Source organism: Thermostichus lividus PCC 6715, assembly GCF_002754935.1.
Taxonomy (GTDB): Bacteria; Cyanobacteriota; Cyanobacteriia; order Thermosynechococcales; family Thermosynechococcaceae; genus Thermosynechococcus; species Thermosynechococcus lividus.
On the sequence record NZ_CP018092.1, the window covers coordinates 396,434 to 417,621 of the forward strand.

18 protein-coding genes and 2 pseudogenes are annotated in these 21,188 nt (G+C 46.4%); 15 read left to right on the forward strand and 5 right to left on the reverse strand.

Features of this window, described 5'->3' with window-relative positions; translation table 11 throughout:
- Positions 1-37 precede the first annotated feature (37 nt).
- From BRW62_RS02035 to BRW62_RS02055, 5 genes are all read right to left on the reverse strand, one after another.
- Positions 38-652 carry a class I SAM-dependent methyltransferase gene (locus BRW62_RS02035; RefSeq protein WP_099798025.1) on the reverse strand — a complete coding sequence of 205 codons (615 nt, stop codon included), beginning with the start codon at positions 650-652 and terminating at the stop codon, positions 38-40.
- A gap of 264 nt (positions 653-916) precedes the next feature.
- Positions 917-2,062 (reverse strand): glycosyltransferase family 4 protein, encoded by a 1,146-nt coding sequence (locus BRW62_RS02040; RefSeq protein WP_198406105.1) that lies wholly within the window; start codon positions 2,060-2,062, stop codon positions 917-919.
- Complete coding sequence (locus BRW62_RS02045) at positions 2,047-2,736, reverse strand: class I SAM-dependent methyltransferase (protein WP_099798029.1); 690 nt, start codon at positions 2,734-2,736, stop codon at positions 2,047-2,049. Before BRW62_RS02045 ends, BRW62_RS02040 begins: the two co-directional genes overlap by 16 nt.
- A gap of 7 nt (positions 2,737-2,743) precedes the next feature.
- Entirely contained in the window at positions 2,744-3,532 is a 789-nt protein-coding gene (locus BRW62_RS02050) for a TylF/MycF/NovP-related O-methyltransferase (RefSeq protein ID WP_157768314.1), read from the reverse strand.
- Positions 3,533-3,841: 309 nt separating this feature from the next.
- On the reverse strand, positions 3,842-5,131 hold the full coding sequence (locus BRW62_RS02055; RefSeq protein WP_099798033.1) for an RNA-guided endonuclease InsQ/TnpB family protein: 1,290 nt from the start codon (positions 5,129-5,131) through the stop codon (positions 3,842-3,844).
- Between the two features lie 80 nt (positions 5,132-5,211).
- Here BRW62_RS02055 and BRW62_RS02060 point away from each other — a divergent pair.
- The 15 genes and pseudogenes from BRW62_RS02060 to BRW62_RS02130 all read left to right on the forward strand — a co-directional run.
- A pseudogene (locus tag BRW62_RS02060) lies at positions 5,212-5,373 on the forward strand (IS200/IS605 family transposase); the annotation flags it as partial.
- 646 nt (positions 5,374-6,019) lie between these two features.
- Entirely contained in the window at positions 6,020-6,391 is a 372-nt protein-coding gene (locus BRW62_RS02065) for a hypothetical protein (protein WP_099798035.1), read from the forward strand.
- A 21-nt stretch (positions 6,392-6,412) separates the two neighbouring features.
- Positions 6,413-7,261, forward strand: a complete 849-nt coding sequence (locus BRW62_RS02070; protein WP_099798037.1) for a class I SAM-dependent methyltransferase — start codon at positions 6,413-6,415, stop codon at positions 7,259-7,261.
- A 167-nt stretch (positions 7,262-7,428) separates the two neighbouring features.
- On the forward strand, positions 7,429-9,393 hold the full coding sequence (asnB, locus tag BRW62_RS02075; protein WP_099798039.1) for an asparagine synthase (glutamine-hydrolyzing): 1,965 nt from the start codon (positions 7,429-7,431) through the stop codon (positions 9,391-9,393).
- Between the two features lie 10 nt (positions 9,394-9,403).
- Complete coding sequence (locus tag BRW62_RS02080) at positions 9,404-10,462, forward strand: EpsG family protein (protein ID WP_099798041.1); 1,059 nt, start codon at positions 9,404-9,406, stop codon at positions 10,460-10,462.
- Between the two features lies 1 nt (position 10,463).
- Entirely contained in the window at positions 10,464-11,621 is a 1,158-nt protein-coding gene (locus BRW62_RS02085; protein WP_099798043.1) for a glycosyltransferase family 4 protein, read from the forward strand.
- A 49-nt stretch (positions 11,622-11,670) separates the two neighbouring features.
- Positions 11,671-12,955 (forward strand): annotated as a pseudogene (locus BRW62_RS14995) (nucleotide sugar dehydrogenase).
- A gap of 16 nt (positions 12,956-12,971) precedes the next feature.
- Positions 12,972-13,994 (forward strand): NAD-dependent epimerase, encoded by a 1,023-nt coding sequence (locus BRW62_RS02095; RefSeq protein ID WP_099798045.1) that lies wholly within the window; start codon positions 12,972-12,974, stop codon positions 13,992-13,994.
- Between the two features lie 1,046 nt (positions 13,995-15,040).
- Complete coding sequence (locus BRW62_RS13020) at positions 15,041-16,384, forward strand: tyrosine-protein kinase domain-containing protein (protein WP_157768316.1); 1,344 nt, start codon at positions 15,041-15,043, stop codon at positions 16,382-16,384.
- Between the two features lie 239 nt (positions 16,385-16,623).
- Positions 16,624-17,712, forward strand: a complete 1,089-nt coding sequence (locus BRW62_RS02105; RefSeq protein WP_099798048.1) for a CobW family GTP-binding protein — start codon at positions 16,624-16,626, stop codon at positions 17,710-17,712.
- Positions 17,713-17,724: 12 nt separating this feature from the next.
- Entirely contained in the window at positions 17,725-17,877 is a 153-nt protein-coding gene (locus BRW62_RS14840) for a DUF2256 domain-containing protein (RefSeq protein WP_099798050.1), read from the forward strand.
- A gap of 167 nt (positions 17,878-18,044) precedes the next feature.
- Complete coding sequence (locus BRW62_RS02115) at positions 18,045-18,926, forward strand: MBL fold metallo-hydrolase (RefSeq protein WP_198406108.1); 882 nt, start codon at positions 18,045-18,047, stop codon at positions 18,924-18,926.
- A gap of 7 nt (positions 18,927-18,933) precedes the next feature.
- Positions 18,934-19,635, forward strand: coding sequence for an esterase/lipase family protein (locus BRW62_RS02120; protein ID WP_099798052.1), 702 nt, complete (start codon positions 18,934-18,936; stop codon positions 19,633-19,635).
- 125 nt (positions 19,636-19,760) lie between these two features.
- Positions 19,761-20,216 (forward strand): hypothetical protein, encoded by a 456-nt coding sequence (locus BRW62_RS02125; protein ID WP_157768317.1) that lies wholly within the window; start codon positions 19,761-19,763, stop codon positions 20,214-20,216.
- A 25-nt stretch (positions 20,217-20,241) separates the two neighbouring features.
- On the forward strand, positions 20,242-21,171 hold the full coding sequence (locus BRW62_RS02130) for a fimbria/pilus outer membrane usher protein (RefSeq protein ID WP_099798056.1): 930 nt from the start codon (positions 20,242-20,244) through the stop codon (positions 21,169-21,171).
- The last annotated feature ends 17 nt before the right edge of the window (positions 21,172-21,188 follow it).

Consider the following 21,188-nt stretch of genomic DNA (forward strand, 5'->3'; position numbering starts at 1 on the left):
CCTTTTTTGTCTTCCCTGAAATAAAGTCTTCTTATCTCTAAGACTTGCGAAAGATCACAAGCACATTGTTATAGTAATTTTTTGTAGCATCAATGGCATCTAGTAATAGACCAAACAAGTTCATCGCAAGGCAAAAAGGCACCCACAGCGGAAATACCAGCACTTTGACGAAGCGCGTCAGCTTGTTGGTATTAAGCATATCGTTTAGCCAATTCAAACTCAGAATCACTAGCGTACTACCAAACCCACCTTGGCGCTCCAACATTTCGATTTCATAAGGCAACAATTGTGCAGCACCGTGTATCGTAAAGCGCTGGAAATCAGATGGTGCTCCATGCTCATTATACAGGAATGGGAAAGATAGCACGATCAGTCCACCGGGCTTACAAACGCGTGATATCTCACTAAGTGTATGTGAAAGATATTGCACATGCTCAACCACCTGTGTGGCAAACACAACATCAAATGAGGCATCATCTAGAGGCCAAATGCCAGAAGGAACCACAGTGATATCTGCTCCCTCTACCTCCACAACATCGATGCCCACATAATCGGTTGCTTGGGAAAATAATGGACGATAAGGCTTCTCACCGCAGCCCACATCCAAGACACGCCCCTTCAAGTTTGGTAATTGATCTCGCAAAGCCCGCATCAAATAAAATGTACCCAGCCACTGAAAATGTCATGGACGCAAATGCGGGTGCCTGCCACAAATCGTTTCGTAAGTGCGGCGATAAAGCGAGCTAAGATGCGATTCTGAGTTATTTTCCATGTTGAATGCTCCGATTGCACTTTCAAAAGCCGCTGCTAGCTCGACAGCGTCTTGGGATTGACCTACAACACAAATATGTGGTGCTTATCACCGCAACTCGCACCAGCAATATCGGCAACTGTTGACGTTGAAACTTAGTTAGCTTCATGATCCACTCTCTAATGCTTCGTGCTGCAGTTCATTCAATAAAGCTGCCCACATCTCCGAAATTTTTTCTAGCGAAAACCGATCACGTACGTCCACCGCCTTGGCAGCAAATTGCTTGCGCAATTTCTCATCTCTCATCAGGTATTCTAGGGCATCTTTCAATGCAGCAACATCACCATTGGGTACCAGCAGGCCATCCACATTATGACGGATGATGTCACGAGGGCCAGTGTCGCAGTCGAAACTGACTGCTGGGCAACCATGCGCCATTGCCTCACCAAGGCTGTTAGGAAAGCCTTCAAAGCGGGAACTCATTACGTAGAGATCGGCGCGCTGATACCAGTCGCAAATATTACCTGCTCGACCCGGTAGCGAAGCTCGCTCCTGCAATCCGAGTTGTCGAGCCAAAAACTCTAACTCCGTGCGCAATGGCCCCTCACCTAGAATAACCAAATCCCAATCAGGGTTACTTGGCGCGAGGTGTGAAAAAACTTGCAGCAGATGATCAAATCCCTTCTGTTTATCTAGGCGCCCAACTGCTAGCAACAACCTACGCCCCTGCTCAATCACTGAATCAGGTTCTATCAGTGGTTCTGAACTATGCAATGGAAAAGGAATGGGATTAGGTATTACCACCCCACGTGCCTTGGGTATCTCTTCACTCAACCAATCTAGTCCTTCTATAGTGAGCATGACAACTCTATGAGCCAGAGGGTAAGCCCATCGCCGCAGCCTCTCCCACATTGGCTTCAGAGGTATCATGGGCGGATAGATATGCTCAGAAACAATGGTGACACAGGACAAACGCCATGCCGCCAGTAATAGAAGAACAGCAGCAGTGCTCATCATGCCAATCGCGACATCCGGTTGAATTTTACGTAAGACCGAGCGCAAGGCCGCTATACGTCTTAGATTATTAATGACCGCATCCAGCGGATCGCGGCTTTCTTCCGCCAAATTTAAATCAACGCGCTGCACTGCTAGGGGGAGATCATAGAAATCTTGTTCTCGAGACTCCAAAGTCACTACCGTGACCTCCCAACCCCGCTCAACCCAGTGACTAGCTAGGTTAGCTGTAACTCGCTCTGCACCACCAGCGCGCATGGAGTGAATGAAAAACAAACAGTTCATTGCTTCTTCCAAGCAGAGAAAAAGAAATTCTCGCTACTTCCTCTGATCCCAAGAAATACACAAATTTTTTTAAGCAGCCAACTAATTTTTCCTTTCCAATTAAGAGTCTGCCAGTTGCCAAAATAGTGACGGCTAATAACGCAACGATCAAATTGCCGCTCCAAGAGCTGTCTTAGCCGTTGCTCGCTAAATTCCTGTAAGTGCCCCCATCGATGAAACACTTTTCCACAATCAGGGCATACCACACGACTCTCTAATAAAACCTCATCGGCGGGCACAGTTCCAATAAACCTTCCACCCTTACGAAGAACCCTATGACATTCCTTCACAGTTTTGTTGAGCACTTCATCAGAGAGGTGCTCTAGAACCTCTGACATCACAACTACATCAAAACTGCTGTCATCAAATGGTATTGCTTGCGCATAACCAAATTTTGCTCGTTCAGCTAAGCCAAATTCTTCTTGGATTTTTCGTATTGATTCTTTATTTGGATCAAGGCAGTAAACATTAACTCTCTTGTCTAAAAGCATTAGTTCGAGACCACCTTTGCCTACACCAATATTCAAGACATCCGAGCCAGATACAATCTTGTTTGCAATAAACCGATAACGGGCATCAGCATTAAACGCCAGGCTGCCTATTTCTGGGTTATTTTGAAAGTAATCCCAAATTTTTTCTTGATTCATAAATTCCTCAACCCAAGACAGGAGTACCTTTAATTATGAAACCGCCTCCATCAGGAAGTGCAAGCATTTGTTCTGGTTTGTTTTCAAAATATTCTTCTACAGCTTTTTTAACACCAGGACACGTATCAAACCCATAATCATCACAAAGCAGGATTCCACCTTTTTTCAATCTAGGATAAAAGAATCGAAATGAATCAATCGTTGGCTGATAAAGATCGACATCGACATGAACGAAACTAAATTCCCTATCGTTTAATTCATCAAATCGGTCAGGTATCCAACCTTGATAGATCAAAAAATCTTTATCAATAGTAAATGGCGATAAATTAGAGATGACCTCATTTACCGAACTACTTAAGTCACCTCTACTCCAATGGTTACCATCCACTAAGCTCGGATCGCTTAAACCTTCAAAAGAATCAAAAATATGATGAACTTTTTGATTTGTCTTTGTTGAGTTTTTGTTTGCGAGAAGAATTAAGTAACTACTGCAACCACGAAAAACACCACATTCAGCAGTGTCACCATCAACATGTGCAGTAAGTCTAAGTAATTGCTTAAGTGTCCAGCGACGATAGCAGTCAAACCCATTTAATTCATCAAATTTCATCAAAAATCTGTTGAATTCATCATCATTCCACCACTCTATTTCTGGCCAATTAAATTTATATGATGGAAGCAGGTGCCCAGCAAGAGCTGTAAGCAGCCTAAAATTCGTATATTTATCACAGCTACTTGGGTTAATTAAACAGCGAATGTATCTAAATGATTTAAATACTCTAGAAAAATTGACCATTACTGATGCTGGATTTTTCTCACTACTGAATAGTTTATTCATAGCTTAAGACTTTTCTGAATAGATAGCGCTTAAATTGTAATAAAAGTTAACATTTCGGCTGAGCCTATCAAGTACTGCAGTGAAATTTATTTCTCATAGCTGGTTTGACTCGTCTGCCTGTCGACACGTTGATGCCGATTCCTTGGGAAGACCTCATCGTAAGCTGGCCAGAAATCGGTATAAGGAACGGCACACTGTCGATAGCCAGCGGGTAAGGCATCCCTTGACTTCTCCCCTCCTTGAAAGAGAGGGGATTCCCAAAGGATACTACGCAACGGGCTGAAGCCGCGTTGCTTCGCTTTTCCCTTGAGCTGTCACCCACAACTTAATACGGGTGGGGGCAGTCAAAGACCCCCTACCAACTCCGCTCAGACTCAATCCAAGCATCGTCGCTACTTTACGCAGGATGTTGGCAGCGCCATTACAATCCGCGTTGATGTACCAATTCTGAGCAGTCCTGAACAAGCCTCGCTTCGTCCGCTTCCCCGATGACTTCCAGCTATCAGGTTTTTCACCGAATGTCGGCAAAAAGTCACCATCCACAAACGATGCTTGAGAGGTATACGACTCCTCAGTTTCAACAAACTCTATCCCGTACTGCTCCGCTAATTGAGCAATCCGCTCTTTCAATCTCGCAGTTGGGATCTGCACAAACTTCTGATTGGTCTTCTTGCCCAGGTTGGAACCGTCCTTTTGCCGCTGGTTCCAGCCAAATACAATCCGACCAATCCGGTTACGGGTGCAATGGTCAATCACAATCCTGGCCGCTTTGTTCACTGCATCACGTATCTGCCGATTGCGCTTCTCAGTGAGTTGTGCCAGTCGCTTTGACCAAAAGCCTTGAGGCTTACCTTCTTTCAGCTTGGCAATTTGCTTGTTGTACCAGCGGTTCAACGATTTCAGGTGCAGTCCATCCACAATGAAGCTGGTTCCCACATTGCTGACGCAGGTGAGCCAGTTGTTTAATCCCGAATCGATGCCCAGCACCCGCATCGGGTCTACATCAACCTGAACAGGTTTCAGCCGATAGACAAACTCAGCGTAGAAACACCCGTTGCGCGGCAGAATCCGCAGTTCCTTGATGTCCTCAAATTTGAGATTGGAGGGCATGGGGACAGTAAACGAGTCAATCTGAAACCACACTTTCACTAACTGCCCCAGCGGAACCCGGATCATCCCATCAACCAACTTCAGCGCTTGTTTGGGATAGCTGACTACTGCCAACCCTCCCTTCTTGCGATAATTTGGCATCTTGGGTTTCTCTGCCAGTTCTCCACCTCGCCACAGTTTCAACAATGCTCGGTAGGACTTAAACGACTCGTAGACCGAAATCAAGGTTTGCTGTGCAGCTTGGGAGTAAAGAGCTTGGAAGTGCTTACTGGTCTTGTATTCGTAACTCAGGCTATGCTTGCCAATCCACTGCCCGGTCTTAAAGTGCAGTTGACGAGCATAGTAGATGCCCTGATTGGTTAGCTTGTTTGCCTCAGAGCAGACAAATTCCATCACCCCCTTAAGTTCGTTATTGGGGTTGAGCAAAACTTGCTGACATCCAAACATGGTGAGTTTATGCAACAATTGACTACAGCGTAGCACAGATAGCAGGTGAACTATGGACTACCAGAAAAGCCGCAGTGCATCGAATTAAGGGGCGAACTGCACAGTTCCTCAGACAGGAATTCCCTAATCCATTAATGAAACTGCCGTCCATGTGGACATCCAGTTACTTTGTCTCAACGGCTGGCAATGTTAGCAGCGAAACAATTCAGCGCTACATTGAAGCTCAGGGCAAGAGTAATTGACCTTACTAGGGGCTAAAGCCCCCTGAGTTGGCTGTATCCCCTCGCTAAAGCGGAGGGGTTTTAGCCCGCCCACATCACTCCTATAATTCCTGTGCTCCCTTACGGCTACGATCCTCCAAAAATACCCCCACCATTTCTCGTGTTTCACCTCTATTGCTAACCACATCTTGTTCCCTGTGTTGCCGAAAAATGACCACATCTAGTGACACTGAACCGTCAACCGACCTGTTTCTCTAAACCGACACCTCAACTTGACCGGGCACTACCTCATATTTGGTGTTAACGTAATACTCGGGGTTAACGTAGTTTTGCAGCCAAGGCTCTGAAAACTCCCACGACTCTAGGGATACCAGCCAACGGAACCTTCTCCAATACTAGCGTGTCGATTACGGTGTTAGTCGTCTGATCAATACTCTTCTTCTGTGGGTCTTGGACAAACTGTTTCCCACACTCACGACACTTAAAGTTCTATTTGCCGTTGTGGGTTTTGCCATTTTTGACTGCGTGAGTTGATTGACACGCAGGATACGACGGTAAAGCTATTGACATCAAGCACCTAGGGTAATGTTGCCATAAATTCTAACTCAGCGTTGGTTTATCTGCTAAAGTCAGTAGTAACAAAATTATCAGAGGCAATGCTAAGCAGATGTGCGGCCTTGTTGGGTTAATTAGCCTTGGTGAGTCTCTGGACCTGAGGTCAACGGTTCAAACGATGGTGGCAACTCTCTATCATCGCGGTCCTGATGACGAGGGAACGTGGATCGATGAATCGGCCGGAATTGCCTTGGGGCACCGTTGTCTGGCCATTTTAGATCTCTCGCCAGCAGGGCATCAGCCCATGGTCTCCGCCTGTAGCCGCTATTTATACTTAATTCCCATTCAACTCTATGTTTTTGGAAATTTACCGTATCTTTTCTTCCCAAAGCAACATCAGCTATTTTTTCGTTGGCTCTTTCTAGTGATCGGGTACAGTTTTGTGGTACTATGGCTGTGGCCTCAATTTACAGATCAGGCTTGAATAGAAGGTATGAATAAAGGTATGTCTGAGCCTAAGAATTTACACAAAAATATAGATCCTGAAGTCGTTCGTGGTTTTGGTGATGAGTGGTCTAGATTCACTTACATAAACTTGAACGAGAAAGTATTAGAGCAAATGTTTTCGGATTACTTTTCTTTACTTGACTGGTCAAGATTACCACCTAAAGCTGTGTGTGCAGATTTAGGCTGTGGTAGTGGTCGTTGGTCTAAATTTGTAGCTCAACGGGTTGGCCATCTCATTCTAGTTGATGCTAGTCCAGAAGCTTTAGAGGTTGCAAAAATAAACCTCAAGAACTTTACAAATGTTAGCTTTATTAACTCTTCTATTGAAGACTTACCTATAGAAAATGAATCTCTAGATTTTGCATTTTGTCTTGGTGTTCTTCACCGTATGCCTAATCCAGCAGCAGGTATTGATAGTATCGCTGCTAAGCTTAAAAAAGGTGCTCCATGTTTAATTTATGTTTACTACGCATTTGATAATCGTTGCTTTATTTATCAAATTTTATGGGGGTGTAGTGACTGGATACGTCGCTTAGTATCTCGCTTACCTTATATTTTGCGCTTTTTCATTAGTCAAATTATAAGTATATTTATCTATTGGCCATTGGCAAGAATGGCATTGCTTTTAGATTACTTGCGCTTACTACCTGATTCTTGGCCATTAGCGTATTACCGTGATAAACCATTTTATGTAATGAGAAATGATGCCCTAGATCGATTTGAAACAAAATTAGAGCATCGCTTTAGTCGATTTGAAATCAATGAAATGCTAACTAATGCTGGTTTTAATAATATTCGCTTTTCGGATCGTCCACCTTATTGGTGTACACTGGCCATCAAGAGTTAGTCTATCTGATGTGCCTAGGGTAACTATGTAGTTAAGATTGCAGCCACTGAGATTAACCAGCAAACTCTTGGTAAATCGAATAATCAATCGGCTTATAGCTACTATCTTAATCTTCATTCATCTGCTAGAGTTAGTAGTAACTAATTATCAGAGGCAATGTTAAGCAGATGTGTGGTCTTGTTGGGTTAATGAGCCTTGGTGAGTCTCTGGACTTGAGGTCAACGATTCAAACGATGGTGGCAACTCTCTATCATCGTGGTCCCGACGATGAGGGAACGTGGATCGATGAATCGGCCGGAATTGCCTTGGGGCACCGTCGTCTGGCCATTTTAGATCTCTCGCCAGCAGGGCATCAGCCCATGGTCTCTGCCTGTGGCCGCTATGTCTTGGTCTTTAATGGTGAAATTTATAACCATTTGGATCTGCGACAGTTGCTGACAAGCACTGGTGCTGCACCTGCTTGGCGGGGTCACTCGGATACAGAAACCCTCTTAGCAGCATTTGCTTACTGGGGCATTGAAGCCACCCTAAAGCGCACGGTGGGGATGTTTGCTCTTGCTCTGTGGGATCGTTCAGAACAGACATTAACCTTAGCGCGCGATCGCATTGGGGAAAAGCCCCTTTACTACGGCTGGGTCAATAATGCGTTTGTGTTTGCCTCTGAACTAAAAGCATTGCGAGCTTGCCCTAATTTTCAAAATTCAATTAATCGCCAAGCACTCACATTATATTTACGTTATAACTACGTTCCCTCACCTTACAGCATTTACGAGCACATTTGGAAGCTACCTGCGGGCACTTACCTTCAGTTACCTACTAACGCCTTGGTAAAAGGCAGCCAAGGAGAACCGCAAGCCTACTGGTCGTTACAAACGGCTGTTGAGCAGGGTTTAGCTGAGCCATTTCAAGGAACAGAGCAAGAAGCGGCAGGTGAGCTGGAGCGACTGCTACGGCAAAGTTTGCAAGGCCAACTCTTAGCCGATGTTCCTCTTGGCGCATTTTTGTCTGGGGGGGTAGACTCTTCTACAGTTGTGGCCTTGATGCAAAGCCAATCTGCTCAACCGGTCAAGACTTTTACCATTGGTTTTTACGAAGATCAGTATAACGAAGCACAGTATGCTAAAGCGGTAGCTACCCATCTAGGCACAGATCACACAGAATACTACCTGACAGGTCAAGATGCTCGGGATGTCATCCCCAAGTTACCAACCCTTTATGATGAGCCTTTTGCTGATTCATCGCAAATTCCCACCTTTTTAGTCTCAATGATTGCTCGCCAGCACGTAACTGTGGCACTTTCCGGTGATGGTGGGGACGAACTATTTGGGGGCTACACGCGGTATTTCTTGGCTCCAAGTATTTGGCAAAAAATACAATTACTCCCAGCACCCATACGTACAATGTTAGCAACTGCACTGCGAGTTCTACCTCCAAGGCAATGGGATCAATTGTTGGGCGGTATCAACCGCTTCTTACCCAAGCACTTAAGATATACAACTATTGGCGATAGAATCAGTAAACTAGCTAAGCTTTGTGAGCTAAGATCGCAAGATAGTGTTTATCTTTCCTTTTTATCGCATTTTAATCCACCTTCAAAGATAGTCATTGATGGCAAGGAGCCAACCTCACTACCCATTGAACCCCCCAGTTGGTTGTCTGGCTTGCCGTTCGAGTCATACATGATGATACTAGATGTGCTCACGTATCTTCCTGATGATATTTTGGCTAAGGTAGATCGGGCAGCAATGGGGGTTAGCTTAGAAACCCGCATTCCTCTGTTAGATCACCGCATTGTTGAATTTGCCTGTGCTGTGCCGCTATCGATGAAAATCAAGCAGCAAACAGGAAAACACATTCTGCGTCATATCCTTTATCAGCATGTTCCTAAAGAACTCATTGAACGGCCAAAGATGGGATTTCGTGTTCCTATTGCCCAGTGGCTACGCCATGAACTACGAGAGTGGGTCGAGGACTTATTGAACCCTACACGACTCAAACAAGAGGGTTTTTTGTATCCTGAATCTATTTGGCAGTACTGGCAAGAACATCGTCAAGGACATCGCAACTGGGCTTTTCCGCTTTGGGATATTTTAATGTTTCAGGCATGGCTAGAAAACAATCGTTCAGTGTAATGACTTGCTTATGTTTCCGTATTTTCTAGTATTTGCCCTAACCAGCTTCCCGATCATTATCGAAGTACCCCAGTGGTATAAAGTCTTTCTTTTTTGTGTTTATGTACTATTTATTGGTTTACGTTTTGAAGTAGGTGGAGATTGGACAGGATATCTTTATATTTTTGAGAGTGTTAAATTCACACCTTGGTTTGGATATGAAACTACATCTTATGATCTGGGCTACTATTGGATCAATAAGATTGCTATTGCCTTAAATCAAGATATATATTTTGTTAATTTTTGTGTCGCCATTATTTTTGTTTCTTGTCTTTTCAATTTTTGCAATAAATTAAAAAATCCATACCTAGGTCTAAGCGTTGCATTTCCTTATTTGACTACAGTTGTAGCAATGGGATACACACGCCAAGCTGCAGCCATTGGTTTTGAACTGTTAGCTATCCTTGCACTTACTCAAAATAAGCGATTAAGATTTTTCGTCTATTTCTTTTTGGCCTTGTTATTTCATAAAACTGTAATATTTTTACTTTTAGTTCCACTTTTAATAACAATGATAAAATCAATAAAAGAAAAGAAAGTAATTAATATTACTTACCTAGTGATATTGACTTTTGTGCTGTTAGTCGGCACAACAATAATTATAGAATCAACTCCTAGATTTGCTAGCAGCTACATAGAAGGTCAAATGTCATCCTCAGGAGCGTTAATTAGATTAACAATGAACCTATTGCCTGCGATAATCTTTCTTCTAGAATATTATAGAGGTAAAAATTTCTTCAAACATTCACCAAAGGTTTATTTGGCATTATCTTGGTTAGTTATTTTCTCATTCTTGCTTCTGCTAACAGGCTCAACAACTACTGCCGATCGCCTCGCTTTATACTTAATTCCTATTCAACTCTATGTCTTTGGAAATTTACCGTATCTTTTCTTCCCAAAGCAACGTCAGCTATTTTTTCGTTGGCTCTTTCTAGTGATTGGGTACAGTTTTGTGGTACTATGGGTGTGGCTTCAATTTGCAGATCACGCTTTTGCGTGGCTTCCTTACCGAATGTATCCTTTTATTTAAGATGACGGTTCAATCTGTTTCTAATAGCGTTGAATTAAGATCACTGTCAATTTTATTGCTGTGCAACAATGCTCAGATGTTGCTCAACTTTCGAAGTGAGCTAATTGCAGATCTTGCAAATGCAGGCTTAGAGGTGCACTGTTTAGCACCTGATTTTTCTGAGGTAGAGAAATCAAAGCTCAATGCTCTTGGTGCAATTTGTCATAGTTTTTATCTTGTTCGCAATAGCATTAATCCCTTAGATGATATAAAGTCCTTTTTTTCATTAGTCAAATTAATGAAACAAGTCAATCCCGATTCTATATTAGCGATTAGCGCGAAGCCAATTATTTGGGGATTATTAGCTTCTAATTTCGTTAATGTCAAATCACGACTTGTCCTATTTACTGGTTTGGGCTATGCATTCACACCGACTGACAAGTTAAAGCAAAATCTATTAAAAAATCTTTTAACCTTTTTGTATAAGCTGACGTTACCTTTTGCCCATAAGGTTATTTTCCAAAATCCAGATGATTGCTGTGAAATTACTGAGATTTGCGGTCTGAATCAGGATAAAACGCTAGTTATCAAAGGAACTGGAGTTAACCTTCAAGAGTGGCCTTTTTGTCCGCCTCATCTTACGCCTCTGACGTTTACACTTGTTGCAAGATTGCTTATTGAAAAAGGCATCCTTGAATTTTTAGCGGCTGCTCAGCACCTAAAAGCTATCTATCCTCAAGTGCAATTTTGGTTGATTGGTGGGCTAGACACAAACCCAGGTAGCTTATCTCAGTCGCAGATAGATGAATTTATAGCCTCAGGGGTGGTTGAGTGGTTTGGCTTTGTGAATGTCAAGGACTATTTACCCATCACCAGTGTCTTTGTCTTACCGTCTTATTACCGTGAAGGCGTTCCCCGCAGCACTCAAGAAGCCATGGCCATGGGGCGACCGGTCATTACGACTGATGTCCCAGGTTGTCGCGAAACGGTTGTTGACGGCCACAATGGTTTTCTCATTCCACCCCGAGATGTTGCTGCCCTTATTGAGGCAATGCAGAGGTTTATTGAGAACCCTGATCTGATTCCATCCATGGGCTACAACAGCTACCAGATGGCGGTGGAGCTGTTCGATGTCAGGAAAATCAATGCCCAGTACCTCAAACTACTCCGTGAGTGCTAGTCTTCTTAGGAGCTAAACTTGCAAGCTGCTGTACATGGCTGATTGTTCTATGCCTTTTGACTCTTTAGGAAAAACACAAATTGCTGTTGTTGGGTTGGGTTACGTTGGCTTACCATTGGCCGTTGAATTCGGCAAGCCTTACCATACTATTGGTTATGATGTCAATGCGCAGCGCATTGCGGAGTTAACTCAAGGCAGTGACCAAACTGGAGAAGTTAGTAAGGCAGATTTACAAGCCTCTACACTACTGACCTACACGACCAGTTTAGACGCGCTAAAAACCTGCAACGTCTTTATTATTGCTGTACCGACCCCGATTGATCGCTATAAAATCCCTGACTTAACACCTCTGAAGAAAGCCTCTGCCAGTATTGGCCGAGTGTTATCTGCTAACTGTATCGTCATTTATGAATCTACGGTTTATCCGGGGGTTACTGAAGAAGTCTGTGTCCCGATTCTGGAGCAGGAATCAGGATTGAGGTTTAATCAGGATTTTTTTGTGGGCTATAGTCCGGAGCGTATTAATCCGGGTGATCAAGAGCACCGTTTAACCACGATTAACAAAGGTCACGTCAGGTTCCACCCCTGAAGTTGCCGACTTCGTCGATCATCTGTATGCGTCAATTATTCCTGCCGGAACTTACAAAACTAGCTCAATCAAGGTTGCAGAAGCTGCAAAAGTGATTGAAAATATTAAGCGAGACATCAATATTGCTTTTGTGAATGAACTGGCACTCATTTTTAATTTGTTGGAGCTTGATACCGAGGAAGTGTTAGCTGCAGCCAGCACTAAATGGAATTTTCTACCCTTTCGGCCAAGATTAGTGGGAGGGCACTGTATTGGTGTTGATCCCTATTACCTGACCTATAAGGCGATCGCCCACAACTACCATCCTGAGCTGATTTTGGCTGGTCGTCGTATCAATGATAATATGGGCTTTTATGTAGCGGCACAGTTCCTGAAATTATTAGCTAAAAAGGGAATTAGTCTTTCAGAAGCCCGTATTTTAGTCATGGGCTTAACCTTTAAGGAAAACTGTCCAGATCTACGGAACACTCGTGTTGTTGATATTATTGCTGAACTCCAAAGTTATGGTCTGCACGTTGATGTTTATGATCCATGGGTTGATGCCATACAAGCCGAAATAGAATACGGAATTCAGCCTATTCAGCATCTGCAGCCCAATATGTGGGATGGCATTGTGATTGCTGTAGCTCATCAACAATTTCGCGATATGGGGTCTGCTGGAATTCGTCAACTGCTTAAAGCAGAAGGTGTTCTCTATGATGTGAAGTGGATTTTGGCGAAGGACGATGTCGATGGTCGGCTGTAGTTAGGAGGCGGCTTGCATGAATATTTTGGTGACTGGCGTTGCGGGCTTTATTGGCAATGCAGTAGCTCTGAAGCTTCTACAGCGGGGCGACATTGTCATTGGCCTTGATAACTTAAACAACTACTATGATGTCAGCCTCAAGAAGGCACGGCTCCAGCGGCTGGAAGCGTTTCAGCAAACTCACCAGTTTGTTTTTAGAAAAATCGACTTAGCCGATCGCCAAGATGTAAACCAGCTTTTTGAAGATTATCCGCCACAGCGAGTCATTCACCTTGCGGCTCAAGCGGGGGTGCGCTACTCCATTGAGAATCCTCTAACCTATATCGATAGTAATATTGTTGGCTTTACCCACATTCTTGAAGGCTGTCGGCACCATGCCGTTGAGCACCTTGTCTATGCCAGCAGTTCGAGCGTCTATGGTGCTAACAAAAAACTCCCCTTCTCTGTTCACGACAATATCGATCATCCCCTGAGCCTGTACGCCGCCACCAAAAAAGCCAATGAACTGATGGCTCATACCTATAGCTACCTTTACGGTATTCCGACCACAGGGTTGCGCTTTTTCACCGTTTATGGCCCTTGGGGGCGACCCGATATGGCACTTTTTAAGTTTACCCAAGCCATCCTCAATGATGAACCATTGCCAGTGTTTAACTATGGCAAGCATCGGCGGGATTTTACCTATATTGATGACATTGTCGAAGGCATTATTCGTGTACTGGATCGCCCTGCCACCCCCAATCCTCAGTGGGATGGCTATGCCCCGGATCCCGGAACCAGCCTTGCCCCGTGGCGGGTGTACAACATCGGTGCCCACACGCCGGTGGAACTGCTACGCTATATTGAGCTTCTAGAAACTTATCTTGGTAAAAAAGCACAATTGAACCTTCTGCCCCTACAACCCGGTGATGTCCCCGATACCCATGCTGATGTCTTGGCTCTCAAGGAGGATACCGGTTATGAGCCAACGACCTCCGTCGAGGTTGGTGTGCAGCGATTTGTGGAGTGGTACTGTGACTTTTATCAAATTCAGATCTAGCTGTACTGAGGTTCGCGTTAATGTCACTAGACAGTCGTTATGTAAATGGTAGCTTGGGGGCAGAAGGTCTGTTAATGAGTGACCCTGAGCCTCATTCAGAAAGCCTCCTGCAACCCATTACTGCTGATAAAATCACCATTGGTGAATTTCTAGCGGGCATTAAGCGGCGATGGAAACCTGCAGTTATTGCTGGCGCAGTCACTGCAGTAGCATACTTAGGCTACTACTACCTATTCTTAAGGAGTTATCAACACACCATTTCACTACAGGTAGAGGCCATCAAGCCCTTAGGAGCTAGGCAGGGTACCAGTTTAGAGGCTATTCGTGGCCTATCGGTACCGAGTCTACCGCTCCTCTCAGGTGAAGCAGTAGGAGATACCACTACGCTTGTACAAATCCTCAATAGTGATTTAGTCCTCAGGCCGCTCTATGAGCAGTTGGTAGAACAAAATCCCGACTTAGATCCACAAACGTACACCTATCGCGCTTTTCGTAAAAGTCTCAGCATTGAGGAGCCAAGACCAACTGGTCTATTGGGTAATCGTGGTAATGCCAAAGTGCTTCAAATAACTTTTTCGGCAAATAATAAAAGTATAGTAAAAAATGCGCTTGATTTAATTTCAAAAGAGTTGACTCAGTTTAATGAAGCAGAAAAGCAGGAACAGATTTTTCAAAATCTACGATATGTTAATCAAGAAATTCAAAAAACTCTGAGCCAAATTGATGAGCTTGAGGATCAATTGAATCAGTTCCGATCTGAAAATCAAGTGCTGCGCCCTGATTCTGCTATTGCAGGGGGCATAAGCGGTGGGCAAGGCGGTAGCAGCGACGCAGATCTGTATCGGGTGCAACTTGCAAATTTATTACAAATTAAAAGTGAAAATGATAGGAAGCTCGAATTTACGCGGGAAACGTTTGATGCCTTAAACAGACAATTAAGAATGTCACCTGCAGAAGCGCTTGTGGCTTCAAATTTGAATACATCACAGAATTATAAGAGCCTCCTTCAGAATTTAACCGAGGCAGAGCAACTTTTAGCGCAAGAAATGGCACGGTTACAGCCGAATTCTCCAACGGTTCGCAGTCTTGAGGAAGAAAGGCGTCTATTATTAGCACAACTCAAGCAGGAAGCTCAACAAATTGCTCGCCGTAATCAAGTCAGTAACCCTGAGAGTCTCATTGGCTATCAAGGTGCTGTTACCGAAACGTTAATTGGCAAGTACCTTGAAGCTAAAGTTGAAATGGAATCACTACAACGGATGGATGCTGAGCTTTCGCGGCAAATAGATACTGTGCGCGCAGAGCTAGATCGCATCATGCGGTTGGCGAATCCCTACCGAAAAATTGAACAGCGCATGGCAGTGGCACAGCAATCTCTGCAGTTGTTACTGCAAACTCGGCAATCGCTACAACTACAAATTGCCCAGCAAGATTTTACATGGCGGCTACTGTCGGATATTGAGGATACTGAGCAGTACACGACAACGATGCGGCTGCTGGTTGCGTTGGCGATCGCTCTTGTTTTAGGGGGTGTCTCTGGGGTGGTGCTCGCTTTGGTCTTGGAGCTACTGGATGCGCGGTTTTTGGAGGTGGATCAGGTTCGTCAAAACACTCGTTTGCCGGTTGTTGGCCAAGTACCTATTGCCAGTGAATTTGATCAGTATTCGTTTAGCCGTTTGGAAGCCCCTCTGACCCTTTGGGGGCTGCAACACCACCTTGCTGGGGCAACACCAGCGTTTAAGGAAAGTTTTTACTTTCTGCTGAGCCATTTAGAGCAGCTTGGTCTGCAGCGGAGCCTTGCGATTACCTCGGCACAAGCAGGTGAAGGGCGCAGCACTATTGCGGCCTATATGGCTTTAGCCGCAGCAGCCATCGGTAAGCGGGTATTACTCATCGATGCCAATTTACGGCAGCCGGGACTCCATCAGACGTTGGGCATTGCTAACACATCGGGGTTGGCAGACCTTTTGAGTGGGGCATTTCCCCTGCCCGAATGGTCAAGCCTCTTAAGCGCCCAGACCGAAAGGTTGTGGGTGCTGACAGCGGGTCAGCCCCAGCAAGAGCCAATGACACTCCTGAGCAGTGATGCATGGCACGCCTTACTAGACGCTGCCAACGCGGCGTTTGATCTGGTGATTATTGATACTGCTCCCCTAGTCTCCTTTGCGGAAACCAATCGCTTATTGGCTAGGGTGGAGCAATCGTTATTTGTGGTTCGCCTCGGCAAAACTAAACGAGATGCCTTTGCAACAGCCCTCAAGGAATATGATCTTGGCCTAAAGGACAAAATATTGGGCATTGTCGTTAATGGCACGGCTGCTGCTAAACAGTCAGAGGCAGAGATTTCGCCAATTCCATCAATGATTACACCAGTGGCAGTCAATACTTAGTCGTTAGCTGATCCGACGGATAGTGCTCGCGGTGTTGCTGAATGTAGTTATGAATTGCCCTCATCCCCACCCCTTATCCCTAGGGAGAAGGGAGCTAAGATTCTTGTTCCCTCTCCTTCGGGAGAGGGCGGCAAGACTCAAACCCGAACATCATACTTCTATTCAGCAACGCCTTGCTCGCTATAATCGTAAAGATAATTTCCATTCGTCCCATTCGTCGTAATTGCTCAAGGATGCCTATGTCTGCGCCAACCCTCACCTCTGCCGTAAGAATGGATGCTCTCAAGCACGGCTTGCCCGTTACAATCATCACCGGCTTTTTGGGGAGTGGCAAAACGACACTCCTGAACCACATCCTCACCAATCAGGAGGGACTAAAAACCGCTGTCCTCGTCAATGAGTTTGGTGAAATTGGCATTGACAATGAGCTACTGGTGGCTAGCGACGACGACATGGTGGAGTTAAACAATGGCTGTGTCTGCTGCACGATTAACAATGACCTTGTTAATGCAGTCTATCGGGTGTTCGAGCGTCAAGACAAGGTGGACTATCTCGTGGTAGAAACGACAGGCTTGGCGGATCCCCTACCGGTTGCCCTCACCTTTATCGGTACCGATTTGCGGGATGTTACCCGCTTGGACTCCATTATTACCGTAGTTGATGCTGAGAATTTTAGCCTTGATCTGTTCAACAGCAGTGCTGCTCAAAGCCAGATTGCCTATGGCGACATTATCCTACTGAATAAAGCAGATCTAGTCAGTGAGGAACGCCTCGCTTATTTGGAATCTCGGATTCGTGAGACTCGCGAAGGTGCCCGCATCATCCGCACCATCAATGCCCAAGTGCCTCTACCCCTCATCCTGAGTGTGGGGTTGTTCCAGAGCGATCGCTATTTCCAGCCGAACCCTGAAGCTCACCATTATGAGACTGCCGAACATGAGTGTGATGAGCACTGCGATCACCCCGATCACCATCATCACGATGATCATGGGCACCACCATCATGCTCACTCAAATCATCTTGAAGAGGATGGCTTTACCTCAGTTTCATTTGAGAGCGATCGCCCCTTTGAACTGCGCAAATTTCAGTATTTTCTAGATCACCAGTTGCCAGAAACAGTGTTTCGCGCTAAAGGCATTCTTTGGTTTAAGGAAAGCCCTCGCCGCCATGTGTTTCATCTCAGTGGTAAACGCTTTAGCTTGGATGATGAGGACTGGAAAGGCACCCCCAAAAATCAACTGGTACTCATTGGCCAACAGCTAGATCACGCCACCTTGTTGGCACAGCTCTCTGAGTGTGTGACTGCTGCTGAGGCAATTGTCAGCTAGGCGTTCATTACCATGGCAAAACAGCGTCGCAAAGCCGAATTGCCTACAAAGGTGTGTCCCGTCTGTGGTCGCCCATTTCAATGGCGTAAAAAGTGGTCAGCCTGCTGGGAAGACGTTAAATACTGTTCTGAGCGGTGCCGCCGTCGTCGTCCGTCCACTCATTAAAGTTTGCAGCGATTCGGCAGGCGTGCTGGCCTGTGAACACTGGGTAGTCATAAGCATGGATAAAATTCCACATTTGGAACTGCTGTCACACCCCTTTGCTGATCTACGTCACAGGGGATCTGTGTGTTCTGTGGCACACTAAGCAGTAAGGTTTCTGATAGACCCTCATGTTCAACCCTCTCACCGTTCGTTTTTGGGGGGTGCGCGGCAGCATCCCCTCTCCGGGTTCTCACACCGTTCGCTATGGCGGGAATACCCCCTGTGTGGAAATCCAAGCCAACGGTCAGCGCATTATTTTTGATGGCGGTACAGGGTTACGGGTTTTAGGCGAGCACCTGATGGCGCAATTGCCCGTTTCTGCCCACCTCTTTTTTACCCATACCCACTGGGATCACATTCAAGGGTTTCCCTTTTTTCAGCCCGCCTTCGTTCCGGGGAACCAATTTCACATCTACGCCGTTCCGGGTCAAAATGGTCAGGGTATTGAGCGCCGTCTCAACGATCAGATGCTACATCCTAACTTTCCGGTTCCCTTACAGATTATGGGGGGCGACCTTCACTTTCGCGATCTAGAGATTGGCGAGCAGGTGCCCCTAGGGGACGGGGTTACAGTCAGCAATCAAGCGTTGCACCATCCGGGGGGTGGCGTGGGTTACCGTGTGAGTTGGCAGGGGATCCATGTGGCCTACATCACCGACACAGAGCATTTACCCGATCAACTCCATCCCGGCGCCTTAGCCTTGGCCGATCACGCCGATGTCATGATCTACGATGCTACCTACACCGACGAGGAATATTACCATCCCCGTCAAAGCAAAGTTGGTTGGGGGCACTCCACATGGCAAGAAGCCATTAAATTAGCGGCAGCGGCTAGCGTCAAGCAGCTCATCCTATTCCATCACGATCCCAGCCACGATGATGATTTCCTTGATGTCATTGGTGACCTAGCGCGAGAGCGGTTCCCCCAAACCCTCTTGGCACGGGAAGGCTTAGTCATCTCCGTCTATCCAAATGTGATACACTTCCCAGCGACGGCTCAAGCAAGCTAAACTCACCGTGTTACCTGTCGTTATTCTGCCGGGATATCTAGCCCCTGCTTCGGATTACTATCCTCTGCGGGATGAGTTGCGACGGCTGGGGTGGATAGTCGAAGTGGTGCCGCTAAAGGTGCGCTCATGGCTGCCTACCTTGGGCGGCCGACCTGTGACCCCTATTTTGCGAGTCTTAGAAGCAACTGTTCAATCTGTCTTAACTACCAGTGGTGCAAGTCATGTCACACTGATTGGCCATTCCGCAGGGGGCTGGATTAGTCGGATTTACCTTGGCGATCAGCCCTATGAGGGGCAGGTATGGGCAGGGCAGCAGCGGGTGCGTACCCTCATTACCTTAGGCACCCCCCACACCAGTCAAGAACGCTGGACGCGCCGTAATCTCGAGTTTGTCAATACAACCTATCCAGGGGCGTACTACTCCCACATTCGCTATGTTTGTTTGGCGGGCAAAGCCATTTATGGTACACCCTACGGCTCCTTTGCCAATTGGTTTACCTATCAAAGCTATAAACTCACCTCTGGGGAGGGCGCCTGCTGGGGAGATGGGGTTACCCCCGTAGCCGCTTCGCACTTGGCAGGGGCACACAACCTGACCTATGACGGTGTATTGCACGCCCCTCGCAGTCGGCTGCGCGATCGCCCCGATGCCCCGTGGTACGGCTCCCCTGAAATCATCGCCTCATGGCAGTCTTATTTAGACATTTAGCTTGAGCAAAAACCGCAAGACCCCTCCGCTTCAAATCTTTGATTGATGACCCAGCCTAAAATTCCTTTTCTAAAGTGGTCAACGGCTCTCCACAGCCAGATTTTGTTTTTTTGAGCCGACATAAGGTGTGGATCCCATGGCAGGATTTAGTCAATGCTGGGCTGCGCAATCTTGGGGGCGATCGCGAAATTATTGCTGGGGTTGAGCACGTTTCTCTCCGGTCCCTTGCGCCGGACATTACCTTTGAGCGGGATGATGCAGCACTGATATTGCGGCTGCAAACACCTGCAGCAGCCCTAGAAACGGGCGTGGTCAACTTTAACCCCAGTAACGCACCTAGCGGCATTCTCTACAGTCAGCCGTTGAGTGCCTATCTGAACTATGGGGTAAACTACTCCCAGCTAAAGCAGGGAGCTTTTAGTAGCCCTGCAGTTAGCAAGCCAACCGCGAGCCTCTGGGGTGGTTTACAACACCCCCAATCGACCGTTACCAGTGCCTTGAACAACCGTTTCTGGTGTCCGCAGTACAATTATAACCTAAAACAACTGAAGTTGCTAAAGGAGCTTTCCTCCCCGCACTGAAGTACGGGGCTTCCAGCCCTACCCGATGTGTGAATACCGATACGTTGGGGGGGGTGGCCTACTGGGGGGGATTAGCTGGGGGCGCAATTTTGAGCTGAGTCCTTACCTCATTCGCCAGCCTAGTTTTGATGCATCAGGGGTGGTGGATAGCCCCGCCAAGGCAGAGGTGTACCTCAATAACCGTTTATTAAGTACCCTTGAGTTACCGCCGGGGCCGTTTCGGCTGGAGAATCTACCCTACAAGGCTGGGTTTAACCATATCCGTGTGGTCGTTACGGATGCTGAGGGCAAGACTCAGGTATTCGACTCTCGCTATGTGCAGTTTTCGCGCTTGCTGAAGCCGGGGCTGTCTGAGTTTTTGATTACTGCTGGTTCAGAGCGGCAGAACTTCGGCACCGATAACTTTCGCTACGATGATACGCTGCGTATTCTTGGCTTTTATCGCCAAGGGGTACTCACAAACCTCACTCTTGGGGGGCGCATCGAAGCCACCGATCAGCTCATTAGCACGGGTGTATCTGTGAGTACGGCGTTGCCGTTGGGCACGGTGGATGTGGCGGCGGCAGTGAGTAGCAACGCAGGGGTGATGGGGCATGCGGTTGCTGTGTCTTATTTTTATCCGGGGCAGTGGCTCGGATTTGGCGGCGGGGTGCGCCTCAGTAGTGACTTTTACACAAATACTAGCCTTGCCCTTGCGGGCGATCGCCCCCGTCTAGAAGCCTTTTTTACTGCATCAATGCCCCTTGGCTCTCGCATTAACCTCAGTGGCCAGTACAATTACACAGACCAGCGAGATGCGATCGCCCGCGATCAGATTAGTCTATCGGCTCAAGTTCGCCTTAGTCGCCAACTCAATCTCTTTATCCAAGCCACGCAGTCACAGACAGCGAACCAATCCCCTGACAACCGTTTTTCTGTCAACCTTAACTATTTCCTCGGGGGAACACAAACCTGAATGCAGGCTGGCAGCAA